Consider the following 26,608-nt stretch of genomic DNA (forward strand, 5'->3'; position numbering starts at 1 on the left):
GGTGCCGCAGCCCAGGAGGGGTCAGGAGAACCGATGAGCCGCCGAGACCGCGACGGTGCCCGGGACCGCAAGCGGGGCGCCGGCGCCCCCGTGACCGTCACGGTGTGCCGGGGCTGCTGCTGCGGCACCGAGGCGAAGCACCCCGGGGTGGACCACGCGGGCCAGTACGAGCGGCTGCGCACGGCGGTGGGCCCGGCGGGCCGGGTCCGGGCGGTCAAGTGCCTGGACGTGTGCACCCAGTCCAACGTGGTGGTGGTGGGCCCCTCGGCCGAGGGCCGGGCGGCGGGCGGCCGGCCGGTCTGGCTGGGCTTCGTGCTGATGGACGAGATGATCGACGAGATCGCCGCCTGGGTGCGCGCGGGCGGCCCGGGCCTGGCCGATCCGCCCGGGCTGCTCGACCTCCAGCTGATCTCGGTCTCCCGGCGGGTCCGCGAGGGCCTGCCCGAGTGAGGCCGTGCCCCCGGCGCTACCGACTGATCGTCAGATCGTATTCAACCGGGACGGATCCGGGGCTGCCCGGGGGCCGTCAGCACTACCATGACCGGTGGCGCCGGGCCCTCGCGGACGGCGCCGAGCCGATTCCGCGCGAGGGAGGAAGCCGATGACGACGGTCTGCCGCATCTGCGCGGGCACCGGCCGGACCGCCGGTCTCAGCTGCCGGACCTGCCAGGGCACCGGCACCACCGAGGTGGGCGGCGGGGGCGGCAACTGCTTCCTCTGCGACGGCACCGGGGTGTACGTGCGCTACCGGGTGGACGCGACCGGGGCCAAGCACGCCTACCGGGACGAGATCTGCCGCACCTGCGACGGCACCGGCAACCGGGCCGCCACCCAGTGGGACGAGCCCTCCGGCTGAGGACGGACCCGGCCGGTGGCGCGGGCCGCGGGCCCGGGCGGGCCCCGCAACACCGCCGACGACCGCTCAGGCCGGGGGACCGGTGGGGGCCATGATGCGGCGTCGAGACGGTACGGGTACGCCCTTTACCGAATCATGGTCGAACATTGGCGTTCGAATGGTGGGTACGCTGCGACCCGTTCACCCGGCGTCCGTGCGCGATCAACGTGCCGCTGGAAGAGTCCCGCGCATGGATATCCCCAACATGGGCGTGCCGGCCAAGCTTGCCGACCGCATGAGCATGGCCGAGCAGCACGAGTACCTGCGGGCCCGTTTCTCCCGCCGCCGGATGCTGCGCGCCGGTGCCGTGACCGTGGGCGCCGTCGCCGTCGGCGGCGCTCTGGGCAGCGGGACGGCCTTCGCCGCCCCGGCCGGCCCGCAGCTGCTGACCGGTGGCACGACCAGCGGCATCGACGGCGCGCTGGTCGCGCCGACCGGCCGTCACCTCCAGTTCGGCCCCGAGCCGGACACCCAGTTCCGCGTCTCCTGGCAGGTGCCGGCCCCGGTCAAGAAGCCGTTCCTGCGCTTCGGGAAGACCCCGTGGGAGCTGAGCCACAAGGTCCAGGCCGAGGTCCGCGCCCTGCACACCCCGGCGCTGACCCCGAACAGCCAGCCGGTGGACCAGTACTACCTGCACGTGGCGCTGGAGGACCTGCGCCCCGACACCACCTACTACTACGGTGTCGGCCACGAGGGCTTCGACCCGGCCTCGCAGCAGCAGATCTCCACCCTGCACACCTTCCGCACCGCGCCCTCCCGCGACCACCGCTGGGGCAAGGTGTACGAGCCGTTCACCTTCACCGCCTTCGGCGACCAGGGCGTCAGCGCGCACGCGGCCGGCAACGACCACATCATCAAGGCCCAGAACCCGGCCTTCCACCTGCACGCCGGCGACATCTGCTACGCCGACCCGGCCGGTTCCGGCACCGACCCGGACAAGTCCGTCTTCAACGCGAAGACCTGGGACGACTTCCTGGTGCAGACCGAGACGGTCGCCGCCGAGATCCCGTGGATGGTCGCGTACGGCAACCACGACATCGAGGCCTGGTACTCGCCGAACGGCTACGGCGGCGAGAACGCCCGCTTCTTCCTGCCGAACAACGGCCCGGACCCGCGCGCCGTCCCCGGCGTCTACACCTTCCGCTACAAGAACGTCGGCGTCGTCTCGCTGGACGCCAACGACGTCTCCTACGAGATCCCGGCCAACCTGGGCGTCTCGGCGAACAAGCAGACCAAGTGGCTGGAGCGCACCCTCAAGGACCTGCGCAACGATGAGACCGTCGACTTCGTCGTGGTCTTCTTCCACCACTGCGCCTTCTCCACCACCGTCGCGCACGCCTCCGAGGGCGGTGTCCGCGAGGCCTGGGTGCCGCTGTTCGAGAAGTACCGGGTGGACCTGGTCATCAACGGCCACAACCACATCTACGAGCGCACCGACGCGATCCTCGGCAACAAGGTCTCGAAGCAGGTGCCGAGCGGCGCCACCATCGAGCCGGCCAAGGACGGCGTGGTCTACGTCACCGCGGGTGCGGCCGGCCGCAGCCTGTACAAGTTCGACGTGCCGGACACCTACGAGGGGCACGAGAACCACCAGGACGAGGTCAAGACCTACTACTGGAGCAAGGGCAGGGTGAAGACCCCCGAGACCATCCAGTGGTCGCGGGTGCGCTACACCGGCTACTCCTTCATCAAGGTCGACGTCACCCCGAAGCACCTGGGCCAGAAGTCGGTCATGAAGGTCACCGCGCTGGCCGAGGACGGCACGCAGATCGACAACTACACGATCCTGCGCACGGTCGGCGAGGGCTGGGACTCGAACCGCGACGACGACGGCCAGGGCGGCGGCTGGGGCTGGTAGTCCCCGAGCGGCCGGCGCTCCCCGGACGCGCCCGACGGGCCCCGGCGGTGAGGGAGGACCTCAGCGCCGGGGCCCGTACATGATGACGCCGACCCCGGCCAGGCAGACCAGCGCGCCCAGCACGTCGTAGCGGGTCGGCCGGAAGCCGTCCACGGCCACGCCCCACAGCAGCGAGCCGGCCACGAACACCCCGCCGTACGCGGCCAGCACCCGGCCGAAGTCGCTGTCCGGCTGCAGGGCGGCGACGAAGCCGTACGCGCCGAGCGCCACCACCCCCAGGCCGGCCAGCCACCACGGCCGCTGCTCGCGCACGCTCTGCCAGACCAGCCAGCAGCCGCCGATCTCGGCGACGGCGGCGAGGGCGAACAGGGCGACGGAGCGAAGGACGGTCATGCGGCCGAGCCTAGGGCGTCAGCTCTGGCGGTACGTGGCCAGGAAGCGCCCGATCCGGTTGACGGCCGTCTCCAGGTCGTCGGCCCGGGGCAGGGTGACGAAGCGGAAGTGGTCCGGGCGCGGCCAGTTGAAGCCGGTGCCCTGGACGACGTGGATCTTCTCGCGCAGCAGCAGGTCCAGCACGAACCGTTCGTCGTCGACGATCCGGTGCACCGCCGGGTCCAGCCTGGCGAAGGCGTACAGCGCGCCCTTGGGCTTGACGCAGCTGACGCCGGGGATCTCGTTGAGCGCCTTGACGGCGATGTCGCGCTGCTCGGTGAGCCGGCCGCCGGGCAGCACCAGGTCGTTGATGGACTGGTGGCCGCCGAGCGCCGCCTGCACGGCGTACTGGGCGGGCACGTTGGGGCACAGCCGCATGCCGGAGAGCATGGTCAGGCCCTCCAGGTAGTCGGTGGCGTGCTGCCGGGGGCCGGAGACGACCAGCCAGCCGCTGCGGAAGCCGGCCACCCGGTAGGACTTGGAGAGGCCGTTGAAGGTGAGGGTCAGCACGTCGTCGGCCAGGGCGGCCAGGCAGTGGTGCTCGGTGCCGTCGTAGAGGATCTTGTCGTAGATCTCGTCGGCCAGCACCATCAGGTGGTGGCGGCGGGCCAGGTCGAGGATGCCCTCCAGCAGTTCCTTCGGGTAGACGGCGCCGGTGGGGTTGTTGGGGTTGATGACGACGATCGCCTTGGTGCGGGCGGTGATCTTGGCGGCGATGTCGTCCAGGTCCGGGTACCACTCGGCCTCTTCGTCGCACAGGTAGTGCACGGCCCTGCCGCCGGCCAGCCGGACCGCGGCCGTCCAGAGCGGGTAGTCGGGCATCGGCACGAGGACCTCGTCGCCGTCGTCCACCAGCGCGGTGACGGCCATCTGGATCAGCTCGGAGGCGCCGTTGCCGAGGTAGACGTCGTTGACGGTGACGCCCTGGACCCCGCGCTGCTGGTAGTACTGCACCACCGCCCGGCGGGCCGGCAGGATGCCGCGCGAGTCGCTGTAGCCGTGCGCCTTGGGCAGGTTGCGGATGATGTCCTGGATGATCTCCTCGGGCGCCTCGAAGCCGAACGGGGCCGGGTTCCCGGTGTTCAGCCGCAGCACGCTGTGCCCGGCCTCCTCCAGGGCGTTGGCCTGGTCGACCACCGGGCCCCGGATCTCGTAGCACACGTCATTCAGCTTGCTGGACTGTCGAAACTCCATCTGCGGCCTCCCGACCGTCACCACCGCTCCGTTGCTTCAGCTTTGTTCTACCAAGTGTGTACTTGGAAAGTCCAACCTCTTGGCTATGCTGATCCACATGTCACGCCGAAGCTACGACCAGTACTGCGCCGTCGCCCGCGCCCTGGACGCGGTGGGGGAGCGCTGGAGCCTCCTGATCGTCCGTGAGCTGCTCGGCGGCCCGCGCCGCTACACCGACCTGCACGCCGACCTGCCCGGCGTCTCCACCGACATCCTGGCCGCCCGGCTCAAGCAGCTGGAGGCGGAGGAGCTGGTGACCCGCCGCCGACTGGAGCGGCCCGCCAACGCGACGGTCTACGAACTGACCGGGCGGGGCCGTGAACTGCGGCCGGTCGTCGAGGCGCTGGGGGAGTGGGGGCTGGCCGCCCTCGGCGAGCAGCGGCCCACCGACGCCGTGCGCGAGCACTGGTTCACGCCCCGCGGGGCGGAGGAGCCGGCGGCGGTCACGGCCGGCTGACGACCGCGGGCGCGCCCGGGTCGCCCGGACGGGGCGGCGGCAAGGCCCCCGTCGCCGACCGCCGCCCCGTGTGCCTGCGGTGTGTCCCGGACCGATGAACGAACGATCGGCGTGCGATGAGCGCCGGGGCCCCTCGCCGCCCCGGACGGGCACGCACGTACGATCGTCGGACCGCCCAGAGTCGTTCGGGGTCGTTCCAGGAGAGCGGAGGCCAGCCCGTGCCCACCCCCTACCGCAGCTATGTCGCCGTCGGCGACTCCTTCACCGAGGGCATGGGCGACGATCTGCTGCCGGACGGCCACTACCGGGGTTGGGCCGACCGGGTCGCCTCGGCACTGGCCGCCGAGCATGCCGACGCACAGCCCGCGGACGCCGGCTTCCGGTACGCCAACCTCGCCGTCCGCGGCAAGCTCATCGGCCAGATCCACGACGAGCAGCTCGCCGCCGCCACCGCGATGGGGGCCGAGCTGGTCACCCTGGCCGGCGGCCTCAACGACGTGCTGCGCCCCGGCTGCGACATCGACGCGGTCGAGCGGCTGCTCGGCCGCTGCGCCGCCGGGCTGCGCGCCACCGGCGCCACCGTCGTGCTGTTCACCAGCACCGACCCCACCCGGCGCATGGCCGGCAGCGCCCGGCTGCTGCCCGCCATCCTGCGGATGAAGGCCTTCGTCCAGGAGCTGGGCCGGCAGGACGGCTTCGCCGTGGTCGACCTGTTCTCCGCGCCCTGCTTCGACGACCGCCGGCTGTGGGCCGAGGACCGTCTGCACCTCTCGTCCGAGGGCCACCGCCGGGTCGCCGCGGGCGTGCTGGAGGCGCTCGGCCGCCCCGCGGCCTTCGACTGGCGCGCCCCGCTGCCCGCCGCCGCCCCGGCCGGCCGCGCCGAGCGGCTGCGCGAGGACGCCCGCTGGCTGGGCACCCACCTCGGCCCGTGGATCGGCCGCCGCCTCACCGGCCGCTCCTCCGGCGACGGCCGCCCGGCGAAGCGGCCGGAGCTGCTGCCGTACCGCTGAGGCTCGCTACTCCTCGGCGCCGGCGCCCGGCGCGTCGAGGACCAGGCTCGCCATCGGGGCGTGGGTGGTCCAGCCCATCGCCTCGTAGAGCGCCTGTCCCTCCGGCGTGCCGACCAGTACGCCGGTGTGCGCGCCCCGCTCGTGCGCGGCGGACTGGAGCGTTCGCATCACCAGGACGCCCAGGCCCCGACGGCGGTGCTCGGGCACGGTGGTGATCTGGTCCGGTACGGCCACCGGGCCGGCCAGGCCCGCCTGGCCGCGCGCGGCGAGGTGCCCGTCCCCGGTGCGCACCAGCGCCCGGAGGACCCCGCCCCGCTCCCAGGCGGTCACGGTGTACCCGGCCGGGACCTCGGGCCGCTCGGCGACGAGCGGCACGCTCATCAGGAAGCCCGGCACGTCCAGGCGCCACCGTTCGTCCAGCCAGGGGCGCACCGTGGCGTCCTCGGCGAACAGCTTCAGCCAGGTGGTCGGCGCGGTGACGGTCTCGGCGAGCTTGCGGACGTCGGCCTCGGTCGGCTCCGGCAGTACGTGCCGGCCCACCTCGCCGGCCGGCGCGCCGACGTCGATGCTCCAGCCCCAGGGCCGGTCCACCGGCTCGGCGGAGCCGCGCGAGACGGCCCAGCCCGAGATCCACATCCGGACCAGGTCCCTGGTGTCCGGTTCCCGCATGTCGCCCACCCCCGTGTGTAATGGTCTCAAAGGCAGTGCATAGCTTACCGACAGCGAGGGTCGTCGGGCCAGTAGGATTTCCGGGTTCACGGTGCCGCCCGGCGCCGGCTGCTGGAAGGACCCCGGAACGTGCGCGAGACCGAGCCGCCGCAGGACCCCACGGCGGCCGCGCCGACCCCGCTGGAATCCGACTGCGGCAGCTGCTTCGGCCTCTGCTGCGTCGCGCTGCCGTTCGCCGCCGGCAGCGACTTCGCCATGAACAAGGCGGCCGGCAGCGCCTGCCACAACCTCCGGACCGACTTCCGCTGCGGCATCCACGCCCAGCTGCGCGACCGGGGCTTCCAGGGCTGCACGGTCTACGACTGCTTCGGCGCCGGGCAGCGGGTCTCCCAGGTGACCTTCGGCGGCCGCAGCTGGCGCGAGGAGCCGGACAGCGCCAAGGCGATGTTCGACGTCTTCCCGATCGTGCGGCAGCTGCACGAGCTGCTCCGCTACCTCACCGAGGCGCTCACCTTCGCCGCCGCCGCTCCCGTCCACGACGAACTGCGGCAGGCGCTGGCGCAGACCGACCGGCTGGCCGGCGGCACCCCCGAGGAGATCCTCGCCGTCGACGTCCCGGCCCACCGGCAGCGGGTCAGCGAGCTGCTGCTGCGCGCCGGTGAACTGGTCCGTGCCGCCGTCCCGCGCCGCCGCGAGCTCCGGGGCGCCGACCTCTTCGGCGCCCGCCTGCGCGGCGCCGACCTGCGGGGGGCCAACCTGCGCGGCGCCCTGCTCGTCGCGGCCGACCTCTCCGGCGCGGACCTGCGCCTCGCCGACCTGGTCGGCGCCGACCTGCGGGACGCCGACCTGGCCGGCGCGGACCTCGGCACGGCCCTCTTCCTCACCCAGGCCCAGCTCAACGCCGCCCGCGGCGACGCCACCACCCGCCTCCCGGACGGCCTCACCCGGCCCGCCCACTGGCCCGAGACCGCTCCGGCCCCGGCGGCCGGCGGCCGGGCCGGAGGAGGGGCCGGGCCCCGCTCCGGCAAGGGCGGCAGCCGCCCCGCCCGGGGCGGACGCCGACGCTAGGGCGGCTCTGACACCTCCGGAAGCCCCGGCGGGCCGCTGCCGCGCCGGACGTCGGGCCGACCGACTTCCCGCGCGGGGAGGCGGGGCTCAGCCGGTCAGCAGGCGGGCGCGCAGGGCGGCGGTCTGCTCCCGGTCGATGCCGAGGGTGCCGGTGAGGTAGGCCTCGACCGAGCCGTAGCGGTCGGCGAGGTCGGCGAGGGTGAGCCGGATGACGGCCTCCGGGGCGCGCCCGAAGGCGGGCCAGCGCAGGGTGCGGCCGGGGTGGGCGGCGTGCCAGTCGGCGACGAAGTGCGGGGTGGCGAGCTCGGTGAGGGCGAAGTCGGCGGCGATGTCGTCCTCGCCGACGCCGAGCAGGGTGAGCAGCAGGGCGGCGATCAGCCCGGTGCGGTCCTTGCCGGAGGCGCAGTGGAAGACCACCGGGGCGTCGGCGGCCGTGATCACGTCCAGGGTCTGGCGGATCTCCTTCACCCCGTCCTCGGCGACCTCGGCGAAGCGGTCGGCGAGGTAGCGCCACGGGTCGAGCTCCGGGTCGATCTCGGCCTGGTCGTACGGGCGGTGCTCGATCGAGAGGTTGTGGTACTCCAGGCCCTCGAACGCGGGCACCCGGCCCTTGGCGGCGATCTCCCAGGGGTAGCGCAGGTCGATCACGGTCCGCACGCCGAGGGCGTGCAGCCGGTCGAGGTCCGCGGGGGAGTCGAGCTTGCCGAGCGAGTCGGAGCGGTACAGCAGCCCCCACCGGACGGAGCGTCCGCCGGCGGCCGCACAGCCGCCCAGGTCGCGGAAGTTGTGCAGGGCATCGAAGGAGTGGTGACGCGTCGTCATGCGCGCACTCTAGTCAGCGGCGGGCCGCTCGCCGCGGGGTGGGCCGTAGCCGTGGGCGAGCAGGTCGAAGGCGCCGGTGGCGTCCCCGACGGCCTCGGCGTACAGCTCGTCGGCGGTGCGGCCGTCCCGGATGCGGCGCCAGTTGTGCAGGGCGAGGACCCGCTGGGTGGCGGTGACCTGGGCGGCGAGCAGGGTGGCGGTGAGCTCCTGCGGCCCGGGCAGGCCGGGGCTCGCGCGCAGCGCCTCGGCCAGCGACCGCTCGGCGCGGGCCACGTACTCGCCGACCCGGGCGGCCAGGCTGGGGGTGCCGTGGACCAGGCCGGTGAAGGCGAGCACCGCGGGGTGGTCGTTGAGGCCGGTGACCGGGTCGCGCCGGGTGAGCCCGGCCAGGAAGTCCCGCAGCAGCGCGTCGAGCACCGGTTCGCCGGGCGGCCGGGCGCGGACCACCTCGGCGGCCTGTTCCTGGTGGTCGGCGAAGCGGTGGACGACCAGGTCCTCCTTGGTGGGGAAGTAGGAGAACAGCGTCGGTTTGGAGACCTCGGCGGCGGCCGCGACGTCGGCCACCGACACCCGGTCGAAGCCGTGCTCCAGGAACAGCGCGATGGCCGCCTCGGAGATGGCCCGCCGGGTCCGCTCCTTCTTCAGCTCCCGCAGTCCCGTCATGCGCCTCAGGCTAGCAGCGGGGATTGACCGGGACAGGTTTTGGACCCGGTCCTCCGGCGGGCGTGTCCCGGCCCGGGAGTGCCGCCACCGTGCACGGCGGACGGAGCCTAGGCGCTGCGGTCGGCGAGCACCTCGCGGACGACGTGGCGGGCGTTGGCGGTCAGCGCCTGGTCGGTGTGGCGGTAGTACGGGATCGTCACCAGGGCGATGGAGAAGGCCCAGGCGCGGCCGCGGGCCCACATCGCCTCGTCCGCGCGCAGGGCGGCGCGGAAGGCCGGCCGGGCGGCGGCGGGCAGCAGGTTCCAGGCGACGATCAGGTCGGCGGTCGGGTCGCCGACGCCCATCAGGGCGAAGTCGATGACGGCGGAGAGCCGCCCGGTGGGGGCGAGCAGCAGATTGCCCGGGGTGAGGTCGCCGTGCATCCAGACCGGCGGGCCGGCGTACTCGGGCAGCCGAAGCGCCTTGTCCCACAGGGTGGTTGCGGCGCCCGTGTCGATCGAGCCGGAGAGCTGGGCGATGGCCGCGCGGGTGGCACCGTCCCGGGAGGCGAGCGGGGCGCTGCGCTGGGAGGGCGGGGCGCCGGCCGGGTCGACGGCGCGCAGCGCGTTGACGAAGCCGGCCAGGTCGCGGGCCAGGGCCTGGGGCGCGGCCAGCGCGTTGACGGCCGGGTTGGCGCCGTCCAGCCAGTGCAGCACCGACCACTCCCACGGGTAGCCGGCGGCGGGCCGGCCGACCGCGAGCGGCGCCGGGACGGGCAGCGGCAGCCGCGGCGCCAGCCGGGACAGCCACTGCTGCTCCCGCCGCAGGCCCCCGGCGGCCCACTCCACCCGGGGCAGCCGGACGGCGAGTTCGGGCCCGAGGCGGAACATCGCGTTGTCCGCCCCGGGGGCGGGGACCGGGGTGATCGGAAGGCGCTCCCACTGCGGGAACTGGACGGAGATCAGCCGACGGACCAGGGTCGCGTCGACCACCGGCCCGTCGGGGTGCATCCGGGTGGCAGCGCACATGCCCGGCAGCGTACAGCGCTGGTCGTTACCGTTCAGCCCGATTCCCGAACTGCGCACATTCCGAAGGCCATTCGAAAGCGATCAGCGGACGTTCAGTCGAAGGTGACCCGCACCCCGATGGTGCCACCCTTGCCGAAGCGCAGCACGTTGGCGGTCAGCGCCACCGCGCACAGCAGCCCGTACTTGCGCCGCAGTAGCTTCCGGTAGGCGGGCGCCCGGTCCGGGTCCAGCACCGCGGCGGCCGGCACCTGGGCGCCGAGCAGGTTCCCGCGGATGTCGCTCGGCCCGACCAGCACGTCCGAACGGTTGCGCAGGCGCTTGACCTTGCCCGTCTTCGTGACGGTGGTGAAGACCAGCGCGTCACCGTCGCGCGCGACCCACACCGGGGTGGCGACCGGAGTGCCGTTCCTCCGGTACGTGGTGAACAGCAGGTACTTGGCGGCGGCGAGCCGCTCCAACTCGGCGGCGGCATCCAGAGTGTCCATGTCCGCCAGCCTAGGAAGCGGCAACTGGGCGCCGCTCAAGCCTCGGTGGAGCCGCCCGGCACGGCGCCGGACGGCGCGCCACGCCCGGCCGTCCCGGGTGCGGCCGGGCGTCGTCGTCGGCACCTGCCAGAATGCAGGGCGTACGGCGCAAGCACTGATGGAGAAGGTGACCGGCTTCGTGACCACGGCAGTCGAACAGGTGGCCCGGCAGGCCCAGCAGGCGATCGAGCGGAAGATCGCCGAGGAGCTGGGTGTCCGCGAGGGGCAGGTGAAGGCTGCGGTCGACCTGCTCGACGGCGGCGCGACCGTCCCCTTCGTGGCCCGCTACCGCAAGGAGGTCACCGGTTCCCTCGACGACGCCCAGCTGCGCGCCCTGGAGGAGCGGCTGCGCTACCTGCGCGAACTGGAGGACCGCCGGGCGGCCGTCCTGGAGTCGATCGAGGCCCAGGGCAAGCTGGACGACGCGCTGCGGGCCCGGGTGCTCGCCGCCGACTCCAAGGCCCGGCTGGAGGACATCTACCTGCCGTTCAAGCCGAAGCGGCGCACCAAGGCGCAGATCGCCCGCGAGGCCGGCCTGGAGCCGCTCGCCGACACCCTGCTGGCCGACCCGGGCCAGGACCCGGCCGCGCTGGCCGCGCGGTACCTGAACGAGTCGGTCGCGGACGGCCCCGCCGCGCTGGAGGGCGCCCGGGCGATCCTGGTCGAGCGCTTCGGCGAGGACGCCGACCTGGTCGGCTCGCTGCGCGAGCGGATGTGGACCCGCGGCCGGCTGGTCGCCCGGGTCCGCGACGGCAAGGAGGGCGACGGCGCCAAGTTCGCCGACTACTTCGACTTCGCCGAGCCGTACACCAGGCTCCCCTCGCACCGCATCCTGGCGATGCTGCGCGGCGAGAAGGAGGAGGTGCTCGACCTCGACCTCTCCCCGTACGACGGCGAGTCCGAGGGCGATCTGCCCGGCGAGAACGACTACGAGCAGCGCATCTCCGCCCGCTTCGGCATCGCGGACCGCGGCCGCCCGGCCGACAAGTGGCTCGGCGACACCGTCCGCTGGGCCTGGCGCACCCGCATCCTGGTCCGGCTCGGCATCGACCTGCGCGCCCGGCTGCGCGCCGAGGCCGAGGAGGAGGCGGTGCGGGTCTTCGCCGCCAACCTGCGCGACCTGCTGCTCGCCGCCCCGGCCGGCACCCGTGCCACCATGGGCCTGGACCCGGGCTTCCGCACCGGCGTGAAGGTCGCCGTGGTGGACGCCACCGGCAAGGTCGTCGCGTACGACACGATCTACCCGCACCAGCCCGCCAACAAGTGGGACGCGGCCCTGGCCACCCTGGCCGCGCTGGCGGCGAAGCACGGCGTCGATCTGGTCGCGATCGGCAACGGCACCGCCTCCCGGGAGACCGACAAGCTCGCCGAGGACCTGCTGGGGCGCCACCCCGAGCTGAATCTCACCAAGGCGATGGTCAGCGAGGCCGGCGCCTCGGTGTACTCGGCCTCCGCGTTCGCCTCGCAGGAGCTGCCGGAGCTGGACGTGTCGATCCGCGGCGCGGTCTCGATCGCCCGCCGGCTCCAGGACCCGCTGGCCGAGCTGGTCAAGATCGACCCCAAGTCGATCGGCGTCGGCCAGTACCAGCACGACCTGAGCGAGGTGAAGCTCTCCCGCTCGCTGGACGCCGTGGTCGAGGACTGCGTCAACGCCGTCGGCGTGGACGTCAACACCGCCTCGGCCCCGCTGCTCACCCGGGTCTCCGGGATCACCGGCACGCTGGCCGACAACATCGTGGCGCACCGCGACGCCAACGGCCCGTTCCGTACCCGCAAGCAGCTCAAGGACGTCTCCCGGCTCGGCCCCAAGGCCTTCGAGCAGTGCGCGGGCTTCCTGCGCATCCCCGGGGGCGCGGACCCGCTGGACGCCTCCAGCGTGCACCCCGAGGCCTACCCGGTGGTGCGCCGGATCCTGGCCGCCACCGGTGGGGAGCTGCGCGAGCTGATCGGCAACGGCGAGCGGCTGCGGGCGCTGCGTCCGGCGGACTTCGCCGACGACACCTTCGGGGTCCCGACCGTCACCGACATCCTCGGCGAGCTGGACAAGCCGGGCCGCGACCCGCGCCCGGCCTTCCGCACCGCGACCTTCAAGGAGGGCGTCGACAAGATCGGCGACCTGGAGGTCGGCATGGTGCTGGAGGGCGTGGTCACCAATGTGGCCGCCTTCGGCGCCTTCGTGGACGTGGGCGTCCACCAGGACGGGCTGGTGCACGTCTCGGCGCTGTCGAAGAACTTCGTCAAGGACCCGCGCGAGGTGGTCAAGCCCGGCGACATCGTCAAGGTCCGGGTGCTCACGGTGGACGTGCCGCGCAAGCGGATCGGGCTGACCCTGCGGCTGGACGACGAGGTCGGGCGCGAGCGCGGCGGCGACCGGGGCGACCGGGGCGACCGCCAGGGCCGCCCGCCGCGCCAGGAGCGCCGCGGCGGCGGTCAGGGCAACCAGGGCGGTCAGGGCGGCCGTGGCGGCCAGGACCGGCGCGGGAGCGGTGACCGGGGCAACGACCGGGGCGGCTCCGGCGGCGGTGCGCCCGCCAACAGTGCCATGGCGGACGCGCTGCGCCGCGCGGGCCTGACCGGCGGTGGCGACGGCGGCTCGGGCGACCGGCGCTCCGGGCGGCGCTGAGCCGGGACGGACGGATCACGGCCGGGGCCGGTCGACGCGTACCACCGCGTCGACCGGCCCCGGCCGTGCGACCGTCCGGATCGTCGTGACCGTCCGGATGTTCAGGCCAGGACCTTCTCCTTGGCCTTCTGGTACTCCTCTTCGGTGATGGCGCCCTTCTCCTTCAGGTCCGCCAGTTTCGCCAGTTCGTCGGCGTGACTGCGGCCGGCGGCCTCGGGCCCGGACGTTGCCGCGTCCCGGACGTAGGCCTTGAAGGCGGCCTGGTTCTCCTGGGCCTGTTGGAGGTCGCGCTTGGTCATCGATTGCCCGCGGGCGATCAGGTACACCAGGACGCCGATCAGGGGCAGGATGATCACCAGGACCAGCCAGCCGGCCTTGCCCCAGCCGCTGAGGTCGTGGCTGCGGAAGATGTCCGTGATGATCTTGAAAAGCAGGAAGAACCAGAGGACCCAGAGGAAGAACTCCAGCATCGTCCAGAAGATGCTGAGCACCGGGTAGTCCACGGCCAGTGAAGTGGTGTCCATGGCTGAGTAATACCATCACAAAACGGACATCTTCACTTGATGTTCCGCCATTCAAGTGACCTTCCACAGCCGCGGGAACGGCCGTCGGGCCGGGCTCTCAGCCCAGGCCGGCCTGCCGGCGCAGTTCCACCGCCAGCGCGACCAGCTCGCCCCACCAGGCGTCGTGCCCGGTCAGCAGCAGCCGCTGGGCCTCCGCGGGCGGCACCGCGCGGACCTCGACCACCTGCTCGCCGTCCGTCGGGTTGGTCGGCGCGGAGTCCAGCGCCACCTCGCCCCAGCCCCACAGCCAGGCCTTCTCCGGGTGCGGCTGCCACGGCCGGTAGGGCGTCGGGTCCTCGGTGCGGCAGCGGTGCGCGCCCAGCCAGTGCGGCTCGCCGAGCAGCCGGGCGCCCGCCTCCTCGCCCAGCTCGCGGGCGAGGCAGGAGGCGATGCTCTCGTCCCGCTCCCGGGTGCCGCCGGGCAGGAACCAGTGGTCCCGGTCGTCCCGGCAGAGCACCACCCGACCGTCCGCGAAGCCGACCAGGTGGATGTTGGTGACCAGCGCGTCCGGCGGCAGCTCGGTGGAGAACTGCGCGTCGAACCGCCCCCAGCTCCAGTACTGCGGTGCGTGCAACGCCGGGAACCTCGCGGCGAGTTCGGCGGCTCTGGCGGAGGTGTCGGCGCGGTCCGTGGTGTCAGTCATTCGGCGATGGTAGTGCCGGCCGGGAAACGGCGAGGGGCGGTCGGATGGACGAGGGCAATGTCGGAGGTGGAGATGGCTCGCGGGCGGCGAGGGCGTGGCGCCTCGGCCGGTGCGCCGACCCAACTGCCCAGTGAGATCTCGGCGGTGATGCCCGGTCCGAAGCCCGCGATCAGTCCGGTGGTGCCCTCGGGCACGCCGCCGTCGGCGAACAGCCGGGCCAGGGCGTCGAAGACCACGGCGCTGGCGATGTTGCCGCGCTCGGTGAGCGTCGCCCGGCTGTAGCGGAAGGTGGCCGGCTCCAGGTTGAGGTAGCGGCACAGGTCGTCGAGGATGCGCGGGCCGCCCGCGTGCACGATGTAGAAGCCGAGCCCGGAGACGTCCCAGCCGTGCTCCCCGGCCAGGGCGCGCAGCGCGGGCGCGAGCATCTCCATGGTGCCGGGCACCCGCTTGTCCAGCTGGAAGTGGAAGCCGGTGTCCTTGACCCCGTACGAGATCCAGTCCTCGGTGTGCGGGACGAGGTGCGAGCCGTTGCGCTCGACCTGTACGCCGTACCCGCCGTTGTCGCGCATCACCACGGCGGCGACGGCGTCCCCGAACAGGCCGTTGGAGAGCAGCGAGCCGACGCCGAGGTCGGTCGGCTGGTAGCAGAGCGAGCAGAACTCGCAGGCGACGATCAGCACGTTGGCGCCCGGGTAGGCGCGGCAGAAGTCGTGCGCCCGGTTGACGGCGGCGCCGCCGGCCGCGCAGCCGAGCTGGGCGATCGGCACCTGGCGGGTGTCGGCGCGGAAGCCCATGGTGTTGATCAGCCAGGCGGTCATCGACGGCATCATGAAGCCGGTGCAGGACACGTAGACGATCAGGTCGATGTCCCGGGCGGTCAACTCGCCGTGGGCGAGGGCGCGTTCGACCACTTCGGGGACGCGTCGCTTGGCCTCGCGCTCGTACACCTCGTTGCGGACGGTGAAGCCCGGGTGGGTGAGGGTCCGCTCGATCGGCTGGACCAGGTGCCGGGTGCGCACCCCGGTGTTCTCGATCAGCCGCAGCGCCAGGCCGAGCTGGGGGTGGCCGGCGTGCAGGGTGCGGGCCAGGTCGAGGGTCTCGTCGAGCGTGATGACGTGCTCGGGCACGCCGATCGCCGGGCGGCAGAGAGTTGCCATGGGTGGGTCTCCCCTGGGGGCCTGGTGGCAGGCCGGTGGATGCGTGGAGCGGTACGGGCGCCGCGCGGCCGCGGGTGACGGGCGGCGGCGGGCGGGCGGCGGCAGGTGGGGGAGTCGGCTACCAGGCCACCGGCAGGGTGCGCGGGAAGCGCCAGATCGAGCCGGAGTTCCAGTCGAGTTCGGCGGGGTCGACGGCCAGCCGCAGACCGGGGAAGCGCCGCAGCAGGGTGCCGATGGCGACCTGCAGTTCCATCAGGGCCAGGTGTGAGCCGGGGCAGCGATGCTGGCCGTGCCCGAAGGTCATGTTGACGGGCCCGGCGTCGCGGTCGAGGTCCAGCTCGTCGGGGCGCTCGTAGGCCGCCGGGTCCCGGTTGGCGGTGAGGTAGGAGACGTGCACGGCCTCGCCGGCCCGGATCGGCACGCCGCCCAGCTCGACGTCCTCGGTGGCGACCCGGGCGATGCCGACGCCCTGGCGGAACGGGACGAAGCGCAGCAGTTCCTCCAGGGCGCGCGGCAGCGTCTCCGGCCGGGCGCGCAGCTCGGCGAGCTGCTCGGGGTGGGTGAGCAGGGTGTAGGTGAGGTTGCCGAGCTGGTAGGTGCTGGTGTCGTGGCCGGTGACCAGCAGGACCATCGCCATGACGGTCAGCTCGTCCGGGTCCAGCAGTTCGTCGCCGTCGCGGGCGGTGGCGAGGGCGCTGATCAGGTCCTCGCCGGGGTGGGCCCGGCGTTCGGCGGTCAGCTCGGCGAAGTAGCCGCGCAGGGCGGTCTTGGCGGCCTCCTGGCCGTCCCGGCTGCCCGGGCCCATCCGCATCATCGCCACGGCGTGGCCGCGCAGTTCGGCGCGGTCGGCCGCGGGGACGTCCAGCAGCTCGCAGATGGTGGCGAGCGGGAGACGGTCGGCGAGGAAGCGCATCAGGTCGGCGGGGGCGCCGTGCTCGGTCATCTCGTCGAGGTAGCCGTCGACGGTCCGCTGGGTGGCCGGGCGCATCCGCTCGACCTGGCGGGTGGTGAAGCCCTGGGCGACCAGCCGGCGCAGCCGGTTGTGGGCGGGCGGGTCCATCAGGTTGATCGCCTCGGCCTGGGCGATCGGGGCGGGCGTCATCCGGGGCAGGTCGCGGCCGATGCCCGCGGCGCGGCTGAACCGGCGGTCGGTGGTGACGACCCTGACGTCCTCGTAGCGGGTGGCCAGCCAGGCCTCGCCCTCGCCGTGCGGCAGCCGGATCCTGGCGACCGGGTCCTCGGTGAGCAGTCGCTTCAGGAGGGGGTCGAACTCCAGGCCGTCGGTGTGGTGGAAGGGGCAGTCCCACACGGGGGGGTTGGTGGTCACGGGCCGGTCCAAGTGTTGTCGTCGTGCCGGGGGGTGGCGCCCGAGGTGTGTCGGTCCGGCTCGGGCGTGGACATGCAGATGGTGCCCCATGAATTGGCAAAAAGGGGAATTCGGTGAAGAGTTAACTCCAACGAGTGAGATTCGGATGATAGTCACGCGAATCGGCGCGGATGGGCGGCGAGTTGACGGTCAGCCGCCACCCGGCGCGACCAGCCCGGTCTCGTAGGCGAGCACCACCGCCTGCGCCCGGTCGCGCAGGTTCAGCTTGGCGAAGATCCTGGCCACATGGGTCTTCACCGTCGACTCGCTGAGCGTCAGTTCGCGCGCCAGTTCCGTGTTGGACAGCCCGCGCCCGAGCAGCGTGAGCACCTCCGCCTCGCGCGGGGTCAGCGGGGCGAGGTCGCGGTGCAGCGCCGGGCCCTCGGAGCCCGGGGCCGGGCGCGGCGCGCCGGCCGCGAAGCGCTCGACCAGGCGCCGGGTGATCGAGGGGGCGAGCAGCGCGTCCCCGGTGTCCACCAGCCGTACGGCGGCGGCGAGGTGGGCCGAGGTGACGTCCTTGAGCAGGAAGCCGCTGGCCCCGGCGGACAGCGCGGCGTAGACGTAGTGGTCCAGGTCGAAGGTGGTCAGCATGATCACCCGGCAGCCGGGCACCCGGGCCAGGATGCGCCGGGCGGCCTCCAGGCCGTCCGTGCCGGGCATCCGGATGTCCAGCAGCGCGACGTCCGGGCGGTGCAGCACGGCGGCGGCCACCGCCTCGTCGCCGTCGGAGGCCTCGGCGACCACGTCGATGCCGCGCGCGGTGAGGATCATCCGGAAGCCGGTGCGGACCAGCTCCTGGTCGTCGGCGATCACCACCCGCGGACGGCGCTCCGGCGGCTGCTCCGGGTCCGTGCGGCCCCCCGTCACGGCCGGTCCAGCGGGATCCGGGCGCGGACCCGGAAGCCGCCGCCGATCCGGCGCCGGGCGTCCAGGTCGCCGCCGTACACCGCGACCCGCTCGCGCAGGCCGAGCAGCCCGCGCCCGGCGCCGTCCGGCCCCGGCCCGACCGGCGCGGCGGGTGCCCCGGAGAGCACGCTCGGGCCGCTGTTGAGCACCTCCACCCGCAGGTAGTGGTCCGCGTAGCGCACCGTCACCTCCGCCGTCACCCCGTCCCCGTGCTTGAGCGCATTGGTCAGTGCCTCCTGGACGATCCGGTACGCCGTCACGTCGATGCCGCCGGGCAGCGGCCGCGGCTCGCCGGAGATCCGCACCTCGACCGGCAGCCCGGCGAAGGCGAACCGGTCGATCAGCGGGCTCAGCCGGCTCAGGCTGGGCTGCGGCGCGAAGCCGTCCGCGGACGGCTCCTCGCCGCCGTCCGCGGCGGGGGCGAGCAGGCCGAGCAGGTGCCGCAGTTCGGTCATCGCGTCCCGCCCGGCCGCCTCGACCGCGGCCATCGCCGCAGCGGCCTCCTCCGGCATGGTGGTCAGCACCTCGCGCGCGGCCCCGGCCTGCACCACCATCAGGCTCACGTTGTGGCTCACGATGTCGTGCAACTCGGCGGCGATCCGCGCCCGTTCGGCGTCCACGGCGGTCCGGGCGGCACTCTCCCGCTCCCGTTCCAGCAGCCAGCCGCGCTCGCCGACGGCCGCCCGGTGCAGCCGCCGCGCCCGGGCGAGCGCCACGGCCAGCCAGCAGGCCGCCGCGGCCGCCGCTCCGGCCGTCGCGACGGCCGCCCACTCCCACCCCGATCCCCACACGGCACCAGCCTCCCAGGTCACGGCATGATCCACATCATCCGGGGGTGCCGCCCCCGTACATCCCGGGTACTACGGCCGCCCGCGGTTACACCCGGGGTGGGACGTGCCGGCGACGGCCCCGCGCCTACGGTCGTCCACCATGAGCAACGACCACGACGGGACCTCCCGGCCGGGCGACGCGCAGGTTGTCGTCGAGCTGTCCGGGGTCCACAAGGAGTTCGGCGACGCCAAGGCGCTCGACGGCGTCGACCTGCGGATCCGCGCGGGCGAGGCGGTCGCCGTGATGGGCCCCTCGGGGTGCGGCAAGTCCACCCTGCTGAACATGGTGGCCGGACTCGACCGGCCCACCGCCGGCACCGTCCGGGTGCAGGGCCAGGACCTCGGAGGGCTGAACGAGAACGGACTGGCCCTCTTCCGCCGCCGCCACGTCGGCATGATCTTCCAGTTCTTCAACCTGATCGACGACCTCCCCGCCCTCGACAACGTCGCCCTGGCCGCCCAGCTGACCGGCACCAACGCCCGCCAGGCCCGCCGCCGGGCACTGGAGCTGCTGGACGAACTCGGCGTCGCCCACCGCAAGGACGTCTACCCCGCGACGCTCAGCGGCGGCGAGCGCCAGCGGGTCGCGGTGGCCCGCGCCCTGATGAACCGCCCGGCCCTGCTGCTCGCCGACGAGCCCACCGGCGCGCTGGACAGCCGCTCGGGCGAGCAGGTGATGGACCTCCTGATCGACCTCAACCAGATCGGGCAGACCCTGCTGATCGTCACCCACGACCCCGACCTGGCCACCCGCTGCGCCAGCCGGCTGGTCGAGATGGCGGACGGGCGCGTGGCGAACGAGCGGATGCTGGAGGCGTCCGCATGAGCGGAGCGGTGTGGCGGGCCTCGCGGGCGGCCGTGAAGCGCCGCCGGGTGCAGACCGTCGTGATCGGCCTCGTCGTCTTCTGCGCCACCACGACGGTGCTGCTCGCCCTGGCGGTGATCAGTGCCGCCCGGGCGCCCTTCGAGGCGGCCTTCGACGGGCAGCACGGCGCCCACGTCGTGGCGTCCTTCGAGCCGGCCAAGGCCTCGGCGGAGCAACTGGCCGCCACCGCCCACCGGCCCGGCGTCGAGGCGGCCGCCGGGCCGTTCGACCAGGTGACGGTGGAGATCCCCACCGACTGGGTCGGCAGCCCGCCCGGACCACTGACCCTGGTCGGCCGGGCCGACCGGGCCGGGCCGGTGGACCGGGTCGAGCTGCTGTCCGGCCGCTGGGCCACCGCACCCGGCGAGGTGGTCCTCAACTCGCTGTTCGGAGGCGCGGCGGAGCAGCTCCTGAACTCCCGGCTCCCCATCGGCGGCGGCCGGTACCTCACCATCGTCGGCTTCGTCAACAGCATGAGCCAGAGCGCCGGCGGCTGGGTCACCCCCGAGCAGGCCGCCGCCCTGCACCCCACCGGTCGGCAGATGCTCTACCGCTTCACCGACGCCGCGAGTGAGCAGCGGCTCACCTCCGCCATGGACTCCGCCACCGAGGGCCTGCCGAAGGACGCGATCATCAGCGCCCAGTCGTACCTGGTGCTCAAGGGCGCCTTCTCGGCGGGGGCCGACGCCTACCTGCCGTTGATGACGGTCTTCGGCGTGCTCGGACTGGTCGTCTCGGCGCTGATCGTCGGCAACGTGGTGAGCGGCGCGGTCGTCTCCGGCTACCGGCACATCGGCGTGCTGAAGTCGATCGGCTTCACCCCGCGCCAGGTGGTGACCGTCTACCTCACCATGGTCTCGGTGCCCGCGGTCGCCGGCACCGTCCTTGGTACGGCGGCCGGCTGGGTGGCGTCGTACCCGATCCTCAAGTCCGCGTTCTCCGGCATCGTCACCGGCACTGCCGTGATCGAGCCCGCCGGCTGGCTGCCGCTCGCCACCCTGGTCAGCGTCCCGCTGCTGGTCGTCCTCGCCGCGCTGCTCCCGGCCTCGCGCGCCCATCGGCTCCCCGCCGCCCAGGCCATCTCGGCCGGCAGTTCCCCGCGCAACGGCCGCGGCCTGAAGGTCCAGCGCTGGCTGAGCGGCACCCGGCTGCCGCGCGCCGTCAGCCTCGGCCTCGGCCAGCCCTTCGCCCGCCCCGCCCGTACCGCGCTGACCATGTCGGCGATCGTGCTCGGCGTGGTCACCGTGACGATGACGGCAGGTCTGAGCAGCACCCTGACCAGATTGGTGGACCACACCGACGGCCACACCCATGTCAACGTCCAGACCGCCCACTTCTCGGGCAACAGGACCGAGCCCAGGCTCACCCCGGCCCAGACCGAGGCCATGCTGCACGCCACCCCCGGTGCCGAGCGGGTCAGCACGCGCGGGCTGGTCCAGGTCGGGCTGGTCGGCTACGCCCAGCCCGCGTTCGCCGACTTCTACGGCGGCGACGACAACGCCAACGCCAAGTGGCTCTCGGTGGTGAACGGCCGCCCGGCGACCGGCCCGAACGAGATCGAGGCCGGCCCGTCCTTCCTCAAGCAGCACGGGCTCAAGCTCGGCGACAAGGTCACCCTGGACCTGGACGGGCGGCGGGTGGCCGTCACCCTCGTCGGCGAGGAGGCCGAGGGCAACCCCCGGGCGTTCGCCTCCAACGACGCCACCAGGGCCGCCCTCACCGACGACCCGCACGTGGTCGAGTACGACGTGACGCTCGCCAAGGGCGCCGACGCCGAGGCGTACCGCAAGGCGGTGTCGGACGCCGACCCGAGCCTCTCGACCTCGGTCTTCGACCCCGACCTGGCCGGGCCGATCGCCGCCGTCATCGCCTTCACCACGATCTTCACGGTGCTGCTGTCGGTCGTTGCCGCGCTGGGCGTCTTCAACACCCTGCTGCTCACCATCCGTGAGCGCCGCCGGGACCTCGGCATGCTCAAGTCGATCGGGATGACGCCACGGCAGGTGGTGGCGATGACGGTCACCTCGGTGGCCTGGCAGGGCGTGGTCAGCGGGATCATCGGTATCCCGGTCGGGGTGGTGGCGCACCGGCTGATCGTCGAGAACGTCGGGACGATCGTGTTCGCGCAGGACACGCTCGACGTCTGGAACGTCCCGCTGTTGAGCGGCCTCGCCCTCGCCGGCGTCGCGATCGCCGTCCTCGGCGCGCTCGTCCCGGCGCGCTCGGCGGCCCGGCTGCCGATCGCCGAGGTGCTGCACAACGAGTGAGCCCGCGGCGGTGCCCGGGGCGGAGGGTCGGTCGGGACTTCCGGCCGACCCTCCGCGTTGTCCGAGCTTGCGGAATCCCGCGCCGCGTGTGTCATACCGGCTGACGCATGCTCAATCACCGCTGTGAGGACGCCTATCATCGCGCCATGGCCACCGCTGAGCTGATCCGCATCGTCTCCCGCTCCTCGCCCATGGCGCTCGCCCAGGTCGAGCGGGTCCGCACCGAACTCGCCGCCCTGCAGCCGGGCCTGCGCACCGAGGTGGTGCCCGTCACCACCTCGGGCGACCGCTGGACGGGTGATCTCGCCCAACTCGGCGGCAAGGGCGCCTTCACCAAGGAGGTCGACGCCGCGCTGCTCGCCGGGGAGGCCGACGTCGCCGTGCACTGCCTCAAGGACGTGCCCGCCGACCGGCCGCTGCCGGCCGGCACCGTCTTCGCCGCCTACCTGCGCCGCGACGACATCCGCGACGCCCTCGTCCACCCCGGCGGCCTGCCGCTGGCCGCCCTCCCGCCGGGCACCCGGATCGGCACCTCCTCCGTCCGCCGGGTCGCCCAGCTCGCCGCCTCCCACCCCCACCTGGAGTGCGTCCCGATCCGCGGCAACGCCAACAGCCGGCTCGCCAAGCTGGACGCCGGGGACGTCGACGCACTGCTGCTCGCCGTCTCCGGCCTGGAGCGGATCGGCCGTACGGAGCGGATCACCGAGGTGCTCGGCATCGAGGCGATGTGCCCGCCGATCGGCGCCGGCATCCTCGTCCTGCAGTGCCGCGAGGGCGACACCGCGACCATCGAGGCGGTCACCGGCCTCGGCCACCACGACACCTGGCGCGAGGCGGCGGCCGAACGGATGTTCCTGCACGCGCTCCAGGGCCACTGCAACAGCCCGATCGCCGGCTACGCCCGGGCCGAGCGGGACGGCCGCCTCTCGCTGCGCGGCCGCGTCTTCACCCCGGACGGCAAGCGGGTGCTGGACGCCCACGAGTGGGCGGGCGCGCTCAGCCCGGAGGACCTCGGGACCTCGGTGGCGCTGGCGCTCAAGCGGCAGGGGGCGCAGGAGCTGATCTCCTCGATCCCGCACTGAGGCCCGGCGGGTGACGGTCCGGGGTCCGTTCGTCGGGGCACGCCCCGGGGCCGGGGCGTGAACGGCCGGTGGCACCGCGGTCGAGTTTTCCCCGTCGGAGCGAGAACCGGGCGGGTGCCCGGGGCGTCCGTCTGAGGCGTGATCAGTACGGTGCTCGGCGGGATGCCGATGTTCTGGCCCGGGCTGCTGCTCTCGCTGGTGCCCGCGGCGCTGCTGAACCGGCCGGTGGGGCGGTTGCTGCGGGCCCATTGGGTGGTGGGCTTCGTGCTGCTGCTCGGACTCGGCGGGGTGGTCGCGGCGACGCTGCTGCCGGAGGCGTTCCGGCTCTCGGAGGGCGCCGTCCGGCACTGCTCCGTGCTGGGCGCCCGGCCGCGGTCGCCGTACGAGCTGCTGCACGTGCGGCACATCGAGCTGAAGCTGGCGGCCTTCGCCCCGGTCGGCTTCGCGGCGGCGCTGGCGGGGACGCGGCGGCGGGCGGTGGTGGCGCTGCTGGGCGCGGCGGCGCTGCCGTTCGCGGTGGTGGCGGTGCGGTACGCGGTGCCGGCGATCGGGCGGGCCTGCGATGTGCAGGACGTCTGGGACGGGGCGCAGGGGGTCGCTCTGGGGGCGGTGCTGGGGCTGGTGGCGGGGCCGCTGGTGCGGGCGGTGCGGGCGCGCACCGCCTGAGCTACTGGTCGAGGAGCGGGAAGAGCCGGGCGACGGCGGCGACCGGGCGGGCCCCGGCGGGCCGGGTGGCCGGGTCGGTGTCGCGGCCCCGGTAGCGGGCCAGCACCCGGCGGAACTCCTCGGCGACGGCGGCCAGTTCGGCGGGGGTCAGATGGACGACGGCGCTGAACGCCTCGTCCTGCTGCCACTCGGCCGGGGCCTCGGCGCGCCGGGCGAGCCAGTGCCGGTGGCTCTCGTCCTCCAGGCCGCGCGCCAGTTCGCCGAACCCGCCGTCCGTCTCCGCCCGTCGGGCTGTCGGCAGCCGCCACGGCCGGGCCCGTCCGTCGGTGGCCGGGGCCTCCTCGATCAGCCCGTACCGGGCCAGCTGCCGCAGGTGGAACGAGCAGAGGCCCGAGCTGAGGCCGAGCCGGGCGGCGGCCTCGGTGGAGGTGACGGTGCCGTGCTCGGCGAGCAGTTCCAGCAGCGCGGTGCGGACGGCGTGCTCGGGGAGGGAGCCGGTTCTGACGAGGTCTTCGGTCACTTTGCAAAGTCTGCTACTTTGCAAAGCTGACAGCAAGTCCATCGAGGGAGTGCCTGTGTCCGAGTTGCGCGACCGTCCGACCGTCCTGCGGATCACCGAGGTGGGGGAGGAGATCCTGCGCCGCACCTGCCGCCCGGCCACCGAGGAGGACTTCGGCAGCGAGCGCCTCGCCCGGCTGATCGACGACATGTTCATCACCATGCACGTCGCCGACGGCTGCGGCCTCGCCGCCAACCAAGTGGACGTGGACCTGCGCCTGTTCGTCTACGACTGCCCCGACGACGACGGCGTCCGGCACACCGGCCACATCCTCAACCCGGTGATCGAGGAGCAGGAACCCGGGCGCACGCTCATCGAGGAGACCGAGGGCTGCCTCTCCGTCCCCGGCGCCAACACCGGGCTCGCCCGCCCGGCCCGGACCGTGGTGCGCGGCGTCAACCAGCACGGCGAGCCCGTCACCATCGAGGGCACCGGCTACTTCGCCCGCTGCCTCCAGCACGAGACCGACCACCTGAACGGCGGGCTCTACATCGACCGGCTCTCCGCCCGCGACCGCAAGCGGATGATGAAGCAGACCGCCGACCGCCGGGAGAAGGTCTTCGCCGAGCGCGCCACCAGGGCCGCCAAGGCCGAGCGTTGACCGACCCCGCGCACCTCGCCGCCGTCCGGGAGTCCTACGACACCGTCGCCGCCGACTACCTCCGCCTCGTCGTCCCGCCGGAGGGCATGGACCCGGTGTCCCGGGCGATGCTCACCGCCTTCGCGGAGCTGGTACGGGAGTCGGGCGGCGGCGAGGTCGCGGACCTCGGCTGCGGACCGGGGCGGGTGACGGCATACCTGAGCGGCCTGGGGCTGTCGGCCTTCGGGGTGGACGTGTCCGGCGGGATGATCGCGCTCGCCCGGCGGGCCCACCCCCGACTGCGCTTCGTCCAGGGCTCGATGGCGGCGCTCGACCTCCCTGACGCCGCCCTGGGCGGCATCCTCGCCTGGTACTCCGTCCACCACACCCCGGCGGGGCAACTGCCGGACCTCTTCACCGAGTTCGCCCGAGTCCTCGCGCCCGGCGGCCACCTCCTCCTCGGCGGCCACGTCGGCGAGGCCCAACTGCTGCGCCCGGCCCGGGCGTACGGCCACCCGGTGTCGTACGTCTCACACCTCGTCCCGGCCGGACAGCTCGTCGAACTCCTCGAACAGGCCGGTTTCACCGTCACGGCCCGCCTCGAACAGCCGAACCCACAGAGGGCCGACCGCTCGTACGTCTGCCTGCTGGCCGAGACCCGTACAGAGTGAATCTGTCGGGTGGTGGGGTCAGGCGGCCTCGGTGGTGGCGGCGAAGGCGACGAACGCCTGCCAGGCGGTGGGGGAGAAGCTGAGCCGGGGGCCGCTCTTGTCCTTGGAGTCACGCACGTGGACGGTGCCGGGGGTCCCGGCGACCTCGACGCAGTTGGCGTCCTCGTTGGTGCTGTAGCTGCTCTTGAACCACGCCAGCTCGGCCATGCCTACCGCTCTCCCAGAATCGCTTCGATCAAGGCCAGGGACTCCCTCAGCCCCAGGGCCTGGGCCCGGATACTGCTGTACCGTGCGGCCATATTACGGACTTCCGCCGGATCCGTGATCAGACGGTTCACATGCTGCGCCGCGGCGTAGCCGATCTGCGGCCGGTTGGGCGGGGTCAGCAGCGAGAACGAACCGCCCATGCCCGCATGGCTCATCCGGTCGAGCGGCATGACCTGGAGTTCGGGGCCCCGCATCTGTCCCACCTTGAGCAGGTGTTGGAGCTGTTCCTTGTGCACGTCCCAGCCGCCCAGGGGGCGTCGCAGCACGCTCTCGTCGATCACCCACGTCACCACCGGCAGGGGCCAGCGGGTCAGGATCTCCTGCCGGGCCAAACGCGCCACCACCCACTCGTCGATCTGCTCGGGCGAGAGGATCGGCCGACGCATCTCGTACAAGGCGCGGATGTACGCCTCGGTCTGGAGCAGTCCCGGGACTACCATCGTGTCGTAGTTGTGGATCTCGATGGCCCGGGCCTCCTCCGAGGTGAAGGCCTTGGAGTAGGCCGGATGGCGCTCACTCACCCGGATCTTGGCCTTCATCACGTCCTCCGCGACGGCCATCAGGGCGCCACCGGCGTTGATGAGCGGATCCACCGTCGTCAGGAACTCGATCCTCGCCGTCCGGACCCCGCGCTCCATCGCGCCGATCTGGTCCTCGCTGTAGCCCGTCAGGGCCGCCAACTGCTTCTGCGTGATGCCGGCCTTCTCGCGGAAGTGCTTGATCAGCTTGCCCACCGCGCTGTAGAACTCCGCGACCCCGTCCGAGTTCTCCGCCGTCTCACCGTCATCGAACACCGTGCGTTCGACGCCAGCCATGTGTACCACCCGCCCTTGCGACCGATTGATCCGAGCCGACCGACGAGTCGGCCCTCCGTGTCCGTACAGGCACTCTCCGTGCCCGCCGGGCTCCTGGCCAGGGTACTTCC

Annotated in this window: 28 protein-coding genes and 1 pseudogene; 13 read left to right on the forward strand and 16 right to left on the reverse strand. The window is 73.4% G+C overall.

The features are described 5' to 3' along the window. Nucleotides 1–33: 33 nt before the first annotated feature. The 3 genes from ACZ6EM_RS27405 (at nucleotide 34) to ACZ6EM_RS27415 (ending at nucleotide 2,753) form a co-directional block, all read left to right on the forward strand. Nucleotides 34–450 (forward strand): (2Fe-2S) ferredoxin domain-containing protein, encoded by a 417-nt coding sequence (locus tag ACZ6EM_RS27405; RefSeq protein ID WP_380538649.1) that lies wholly within the window; start codon nucleotides 34–36, stop codon nucleotides 448–450. Nucleotides 451–601: 151 nt separating this feature from the next. Continuing rightward, nucleotides 602–856, forward strand: a complete 255-nt coding sequence (locus ACZ6EM_RS27410) for a hypothetical protein (protein ID WP_359912273.1) — start codon at nucleotides 602–604, stop codon at nucleotides 854–856. A gap of 229 nt (nucleotides 857–1,085) precedes the next feature. Then, entirely contained in the window at nucleotides 1,086–2,753 is a 1,668-nt protein-coding gene (locus tag ACZ6EM_RS27415) for a purple acid phosphatase family protein (protein WP_387730439.1), read from the forward strand. Nucleotides 2,754–2,813: 60 nt separating this feature from the next. Here the strand turns inward: ACZ6EM_RS27415 and ACZ6EM_RS27420 are convergent, their stop codons facing one another. After that, a complete protein-coding gene (locus ACZ6EM_RS27420; RefSeq protein WP_401050411.1) occupies nucleotides 2,814–3,146 on the reverse strand; it encodes a YnfA family protein in 333 nt (110 codons plus the stop codon). 18 nt (nucleotides 3,147–3,164) lie between these two features. Next, a complete protein-coding gene (locus ACZ6EM_RS27425) occupies nucleotides 3,165–4,379 on the reverse strand; it encodes a pyridoxal phosphate-dependent aminotransferase (RefSeq protein ID WP_465773453.1) in 1,215 nt (404 codons plus the stop codon). Nucleotides 4,380–4,476: 97 nt separating this feature from the next. Between ACZ6EM_RS27425 and ACZ6EM_RS27430 the strand changes: the two are divergent. Both ACZ6EM_RS27430 and ACZ6EM_RS27435 read left to right on the forward strand, forming a co-directional pair. Then, nucleotides 4,477–4,830 (forward strand): annotated as a pseudogene (locus ACZ6EM_RS27430) (winged helix-turn-helix transcriptional regulator); the annotation flags it as partial. 263 nt (nucleotides 4,831–5,093) lie between these two features. Continuing rightward, on the forward strand, nucleotides 5,094–5,885 hold the full coding sequence (locus ACZ6EM_RS27435) for an SGNH/GDSL hydrolase family protein (protein WP_465773454.1): 792 nt from the start codon (nucleotides 5,094–5,096) through the stop codon (nucleotides 5,883–5,885). A gap of 6 nt (nucleotides 5,886–5,891) precedes the next feature. On the opposite strand, the gene ACZ6EM_RS27440 is transcribed toward ACZ6EM_RS27435, so the two are convergent. Continuing rightward, on the reverse strand, nucleotides 5,892–6,554 hold the full coding sequence (locus ACZ6EM_RS27440) for a GNAT family N-acetyltransferase (protein ID WP_401050404.1): 663 nt from the start codon (nucleotides 6,552–6,554) through the stop codon (nucleotides 5,892–5,894). Nucleotides 6,555–6,683: 129 nt separating this feature from the next. On the opposite strand from ACZ6EM_RS27440, the gene ACZ6EM_RS27445 reads away from it, so the two are divergent. After that, complete coding sequence (locus tag ACZ6EM_RS27445) at nucleotides 6,684–7,622, forward strand: pentapeptide repeat-containing protein (protein ID WP_452177240.1); 939 nt, start codon at nucleotides 6,684–6,686, stop codon at nucleotides 7,620–7,622. Nucleotides 7,623–7,709: 87 nt separating this feature from the next. Here ACZ6EM_RS27445 and ACZ6EM_RS27450 read toward each other — a convergent pair whose 3' ends face one another. From ACZ6EM_RS27450 to ACZ6EM_RS27465, 4 genes are all read right to left on the reverse strand, one after another. Continuing rightward, nucleotides 7,710–8,444 (reverse strand): tyrosine-protein phosphatase, encoded by a 735-nt coding sequence (locus tag ACZ6EM_RS27450; protein ID WP_401046779.1) that lies wholly within the window; start codon nucleotides 8,442–8,444, stop codon nucleotides 7,710–7,712. Nucleotides 8,445–8,453: 9 nt separating this feature from the next. Continuing rightward, nucleotides 8,454–9,107, reverse strand: coding sequence for a TetR family transcriptional regulator (locus tag ACZ6EM_RS27455; protein WP_401046782.1), 654 nt, complete (start codon nucleotides 9,105–9,107; stop codon nucleotides 8,454–8,456). Between the two features lie 107 nt (nucleotides 9,108–9,214). Then, nucleotides 9,215–10,114, reverse strand: coding sequence for an aminoglycoside phosphotransferase family protein (locus tag ACZ6EM_RS27460; protein WP_401046784.1), 900 nt, complete (start codon nucleotides 10,112–10,114; stop codon nucleotides 9,215–9,217). 92 nt (nucleotides 10,115–10,206) lie between these two features. Further along, on the reverse strand, nucleotides 10,207–10,599 hold the full coding sequence (locus ACZ6EM_RS27465) for a PPOX class F420-dependent oxidoreductase (protein WP_359912243.1): 393 nt from the start codon (nucleotides 10,597–10,599) through the stop codon (nucleotides 10,207–10,209). Nucleotides 10,600–10,777: 178 nt separating this feature from the next. Here ACZ6EM_RS27465 and ACZ6EM_RS27470 point away from each other — a divergent pair, with 178 nt between their 5' ends. Continuing rightward, the gene (locus ACZ6EM_RS27470) at nucleotides 10,778–13,261 is read left to right on the forward strand and encodes a Tex family protein (protein WP_465773455.1); all 2,484 of its coding nucleotides are present in this window, start codon (nucleotides 10,778–10,780) and stop codon (nucleotides 13,259–13,261) included. Nucleotides 13,262–13,362: 101 nt separating this feature from the next. Here ACZ6EM_RS27470 and ACZ6EM_RS27475 read toward each other — a convergent pair whose 3' ends face one another. The 6 genes from ACZ6EM_RS27475 to ACZ6EM_RS27500 all read right to left on the reverse strand — a co-directional run bounded on the left by ACZ6EM_RS27475 (nucleotide 13,363) and on the right by ACZ6EM_RS27500 (nucleotide 18,708). Further along, entirely contained in the window at nucleotides 13,363–13,785 is a 423-nt protein-coding gene (locus tag ACZ6EM_RS27475) for an SHOCT domain-containing protein (protein WP_465773456.1), read from the reverse strand. A gap of 97 nt (nucleotides 13,786–13,882) precedes the next feature. Further along, nucleotides 13,883–14,467 carry an NUDIX hydrolase gene (locus tag ACZ6EM_RS27480; protein WP_452177239.1) on the reverse strand — a complete coding sequence of 195 codons (585 nt, stop codon included), beginning with the start codon at nucleotides 14,465–14,467 and terminating at the stop codon, nucleotides 13,883–13,885. After that, nucleotides 14,464–15,624, reverse strand: coding sequence for a type III polyketide synthase (locus tag ACZ6EM_RS27485; RefSeq protein ID WP_380349544.1), 1,161 nt, complete (start codon nucleotides 15,622–15,624; stop codon nucleotides 14,464–14,466). Before ACZ6EM_RS27485 ends, ACZ6EM_RS27480 begins: the two co-directional genes overlap by 4 nt. Before the next feature lie 118 nt (nucleotides 15,625–15,742). Continuing rightward, nucleotides 15,743–16,951 carry a cytochrome P450 gene (locus tag ACZ6EM_RS27490; RefSeq protein WP_401046797.1) on the reverse strand — a complete coding sequence of 403 codons (1,209 nt, stop codon included), beginning with the start codon at nucleotides 16,949–16,951 and terminating at the stop codon, nucleotides 15,743–15,745. A gap of 189 nt (nucleotides 16,952–17,140) precedes the next feature. After that, nucleotides 17,141–17,857, reverse strand: coding sequence for a response regulator transcription factor (locus ACZ6EM_RS27495; protein ID WP_359915336.1), 717 nt, complete (start codon nucleotides 17,855–17,857; stop codon nucleotides 17,141–17,143). Further along, nucleotides 17,854–18,708 carry a sensor histidine kinase gene (locus ACZ6EM_RS27500; RefSeq protein ID WP_465773457.1) on the reverse strand — a complete coding sequence of 285 codons (855 nt, stop codon included), beginning with the start codon at nucleotides 18,706–18,708 and terminating at the stop codon, nucleotides 17,854–17,856. The genes ACZ6EM_RS27495 and ACZ6EM_RS27500 overlap by 4 nt, the downstream gene beginning before the upstream one ends. Nucleotides 18,709–18,826: 118 nt before the next feature. Between ACZ6EM_RS27500 and ACZ6EM_RS27505 the strand changes: the two genes are divergently transcribed. The 4 genes from ACZ6EM_RS27505 (at nucleotide 18,827) to ACZ6EM_RS27520 (ending at nucleotide 23,606) form a co-directional block, all read left to right on the forward strand. Continuing rightward, the gene (locus tag ACZ6EM_RS27505; RefSeq protein ID WP_401049061.1) at nucleotides 18,827–19,552 is read left to right on the forward strand and encodes an ABC transporter ATP-binding protein; all 726 of its coding nucleotides are present in this window, start codon (nucleotides 18,827–18,829) and stop codon (nucleotides 19,550–19,552) included. Continuing rightward, nucleotides 19,549–21,858, forward strand: coding sequence for an FtsX-like permease family protein (locus ACZ6EM_RS27510; protein WP_401049062.1), 2,310 nt, complete (start codon nucleotides 19,549–19,551; stop codon nucleotides 21,856–21,858). The genes ACZ6EM_RS27505 and ACZ6EM_RS27510 overlap by 4 nt, the downstream gene beginning before the upstream one ends. Before the next feature lie 146 nt (nucleotides 21,859–22,004). Continuing rightward, nucleotides 22,005–22,940: a hydroxymethylbilane synthase gene (gene hemC, locus ACZ6EM_RS27515; protein ID WP_401049064.1), complete on the forward strand. Its 936-nt coding sequence runs from the start codon at nucleotides 22,005–22,007 to the stop codon at nucleotides 22,938–22,940. A gap of 138 nt (nucleotides 22,941–23,078) precedes the next feature. Continuing rightward, nucleotides 23,079–23,606 carry a hypothetical protein gene (locus ACZ6EM_RS27520; RefSeq protein WP_465773458.1) on the forward strand — a complete coding sequence of 176 codons (528 nt, stop codon included), beginning with the start codon at nucleotides 23,079–23,081 and terminating at the stop codon, nucleotides 23,604–23,606. A 1-nt stretch (nucleotide 23,607) separates the two neighbouring features. On the opposite strand, the gene ACZ6EM_RS27525 is transcribed toward ACZ6EM_RS27520, so the two are convergent. Continuing rightward, nucleotides 23,608–24,126, reverse strand: a complete 519-nt coding sequence (locus tag ACZ6EM_RS27525) for a winged helix-turn-helix domain-containing protein (RefSeq protein WP_359915464.1) — start codon at nucleotides 24,124–24,126, stop codon at nucleotides 23,608–23,610. Between the two features lie 49 nt (nucleotides 24,127–24,175). On the opposite strand from ACZ6EM_RS27525, the gene def reads away from it, so the two are divergent. Both def and ACZ6EM_RS27535 read left to right on the forward strand, forming a co-directional pair. Beyond that, nucleotides 24,176–24,766: a peptide deformylase gene (gene def / locus ACZ6EM_RS27530; protein ID WP_465773459.1), complete on the forward strand. Its 591-nt coding sequence runs from the start codon at nucleotides 24,176–24,178 to the stop codon at nucleotides 24,764–24,766. Beyond that, on the forward strand, nucleotides 24,763–25,416 hold the full coding sequence (locus ACZ6EM_RS27535; RefSeq protein ID WP_465773460.1) for a class I SAM-dependent methyltransferase: 654 nt from the start codon (nucleotides 24,763–24,765) through the stop codon (nucleotides 25,414–25,416). The genes def and ACZ6EM_RS27535 overlap by 4 nt, the downstream gene beginning before the upstream one ends. A gap of 18 nt (nucleotides 25,417–25,434) precedes the next feature. Here the strand turns inward: ACZ6EM_RS27535 and ACZ6EM_RS27540 are convergent, their stop codons facing one another. Then, complete coding sequence (locus ACZ6EM_RS27540) at nucleotides 25,435–25,623, reverse strand: DUF397 domain-containing protein (protein ID WP_401049073.1); 189 nt, start codon at nucleotides 25,621–25,623, stop codon at nucleotides 25,435–25,437. Between the two features lie 2 nt (nucleotides 25,624–25,625). Next, nucleotides 25,626–26,498: a helix-turn-helix domain-containing protein gene (locus tag ACZ6EM_RS27545; protein WP_401049075.1), complete on the reverse strand. Its 873-nt coding sequence runs from the start codon at nucleotides 26,496–26,498 to the stop codon at nucleotides 25,626–25,628. Nucleotides 26,499–26,608: the final 110 nt, after the last annotated feature.

Source organism: Kitasatospora sp. NPDC041917, from assembly GCF_055589745.1.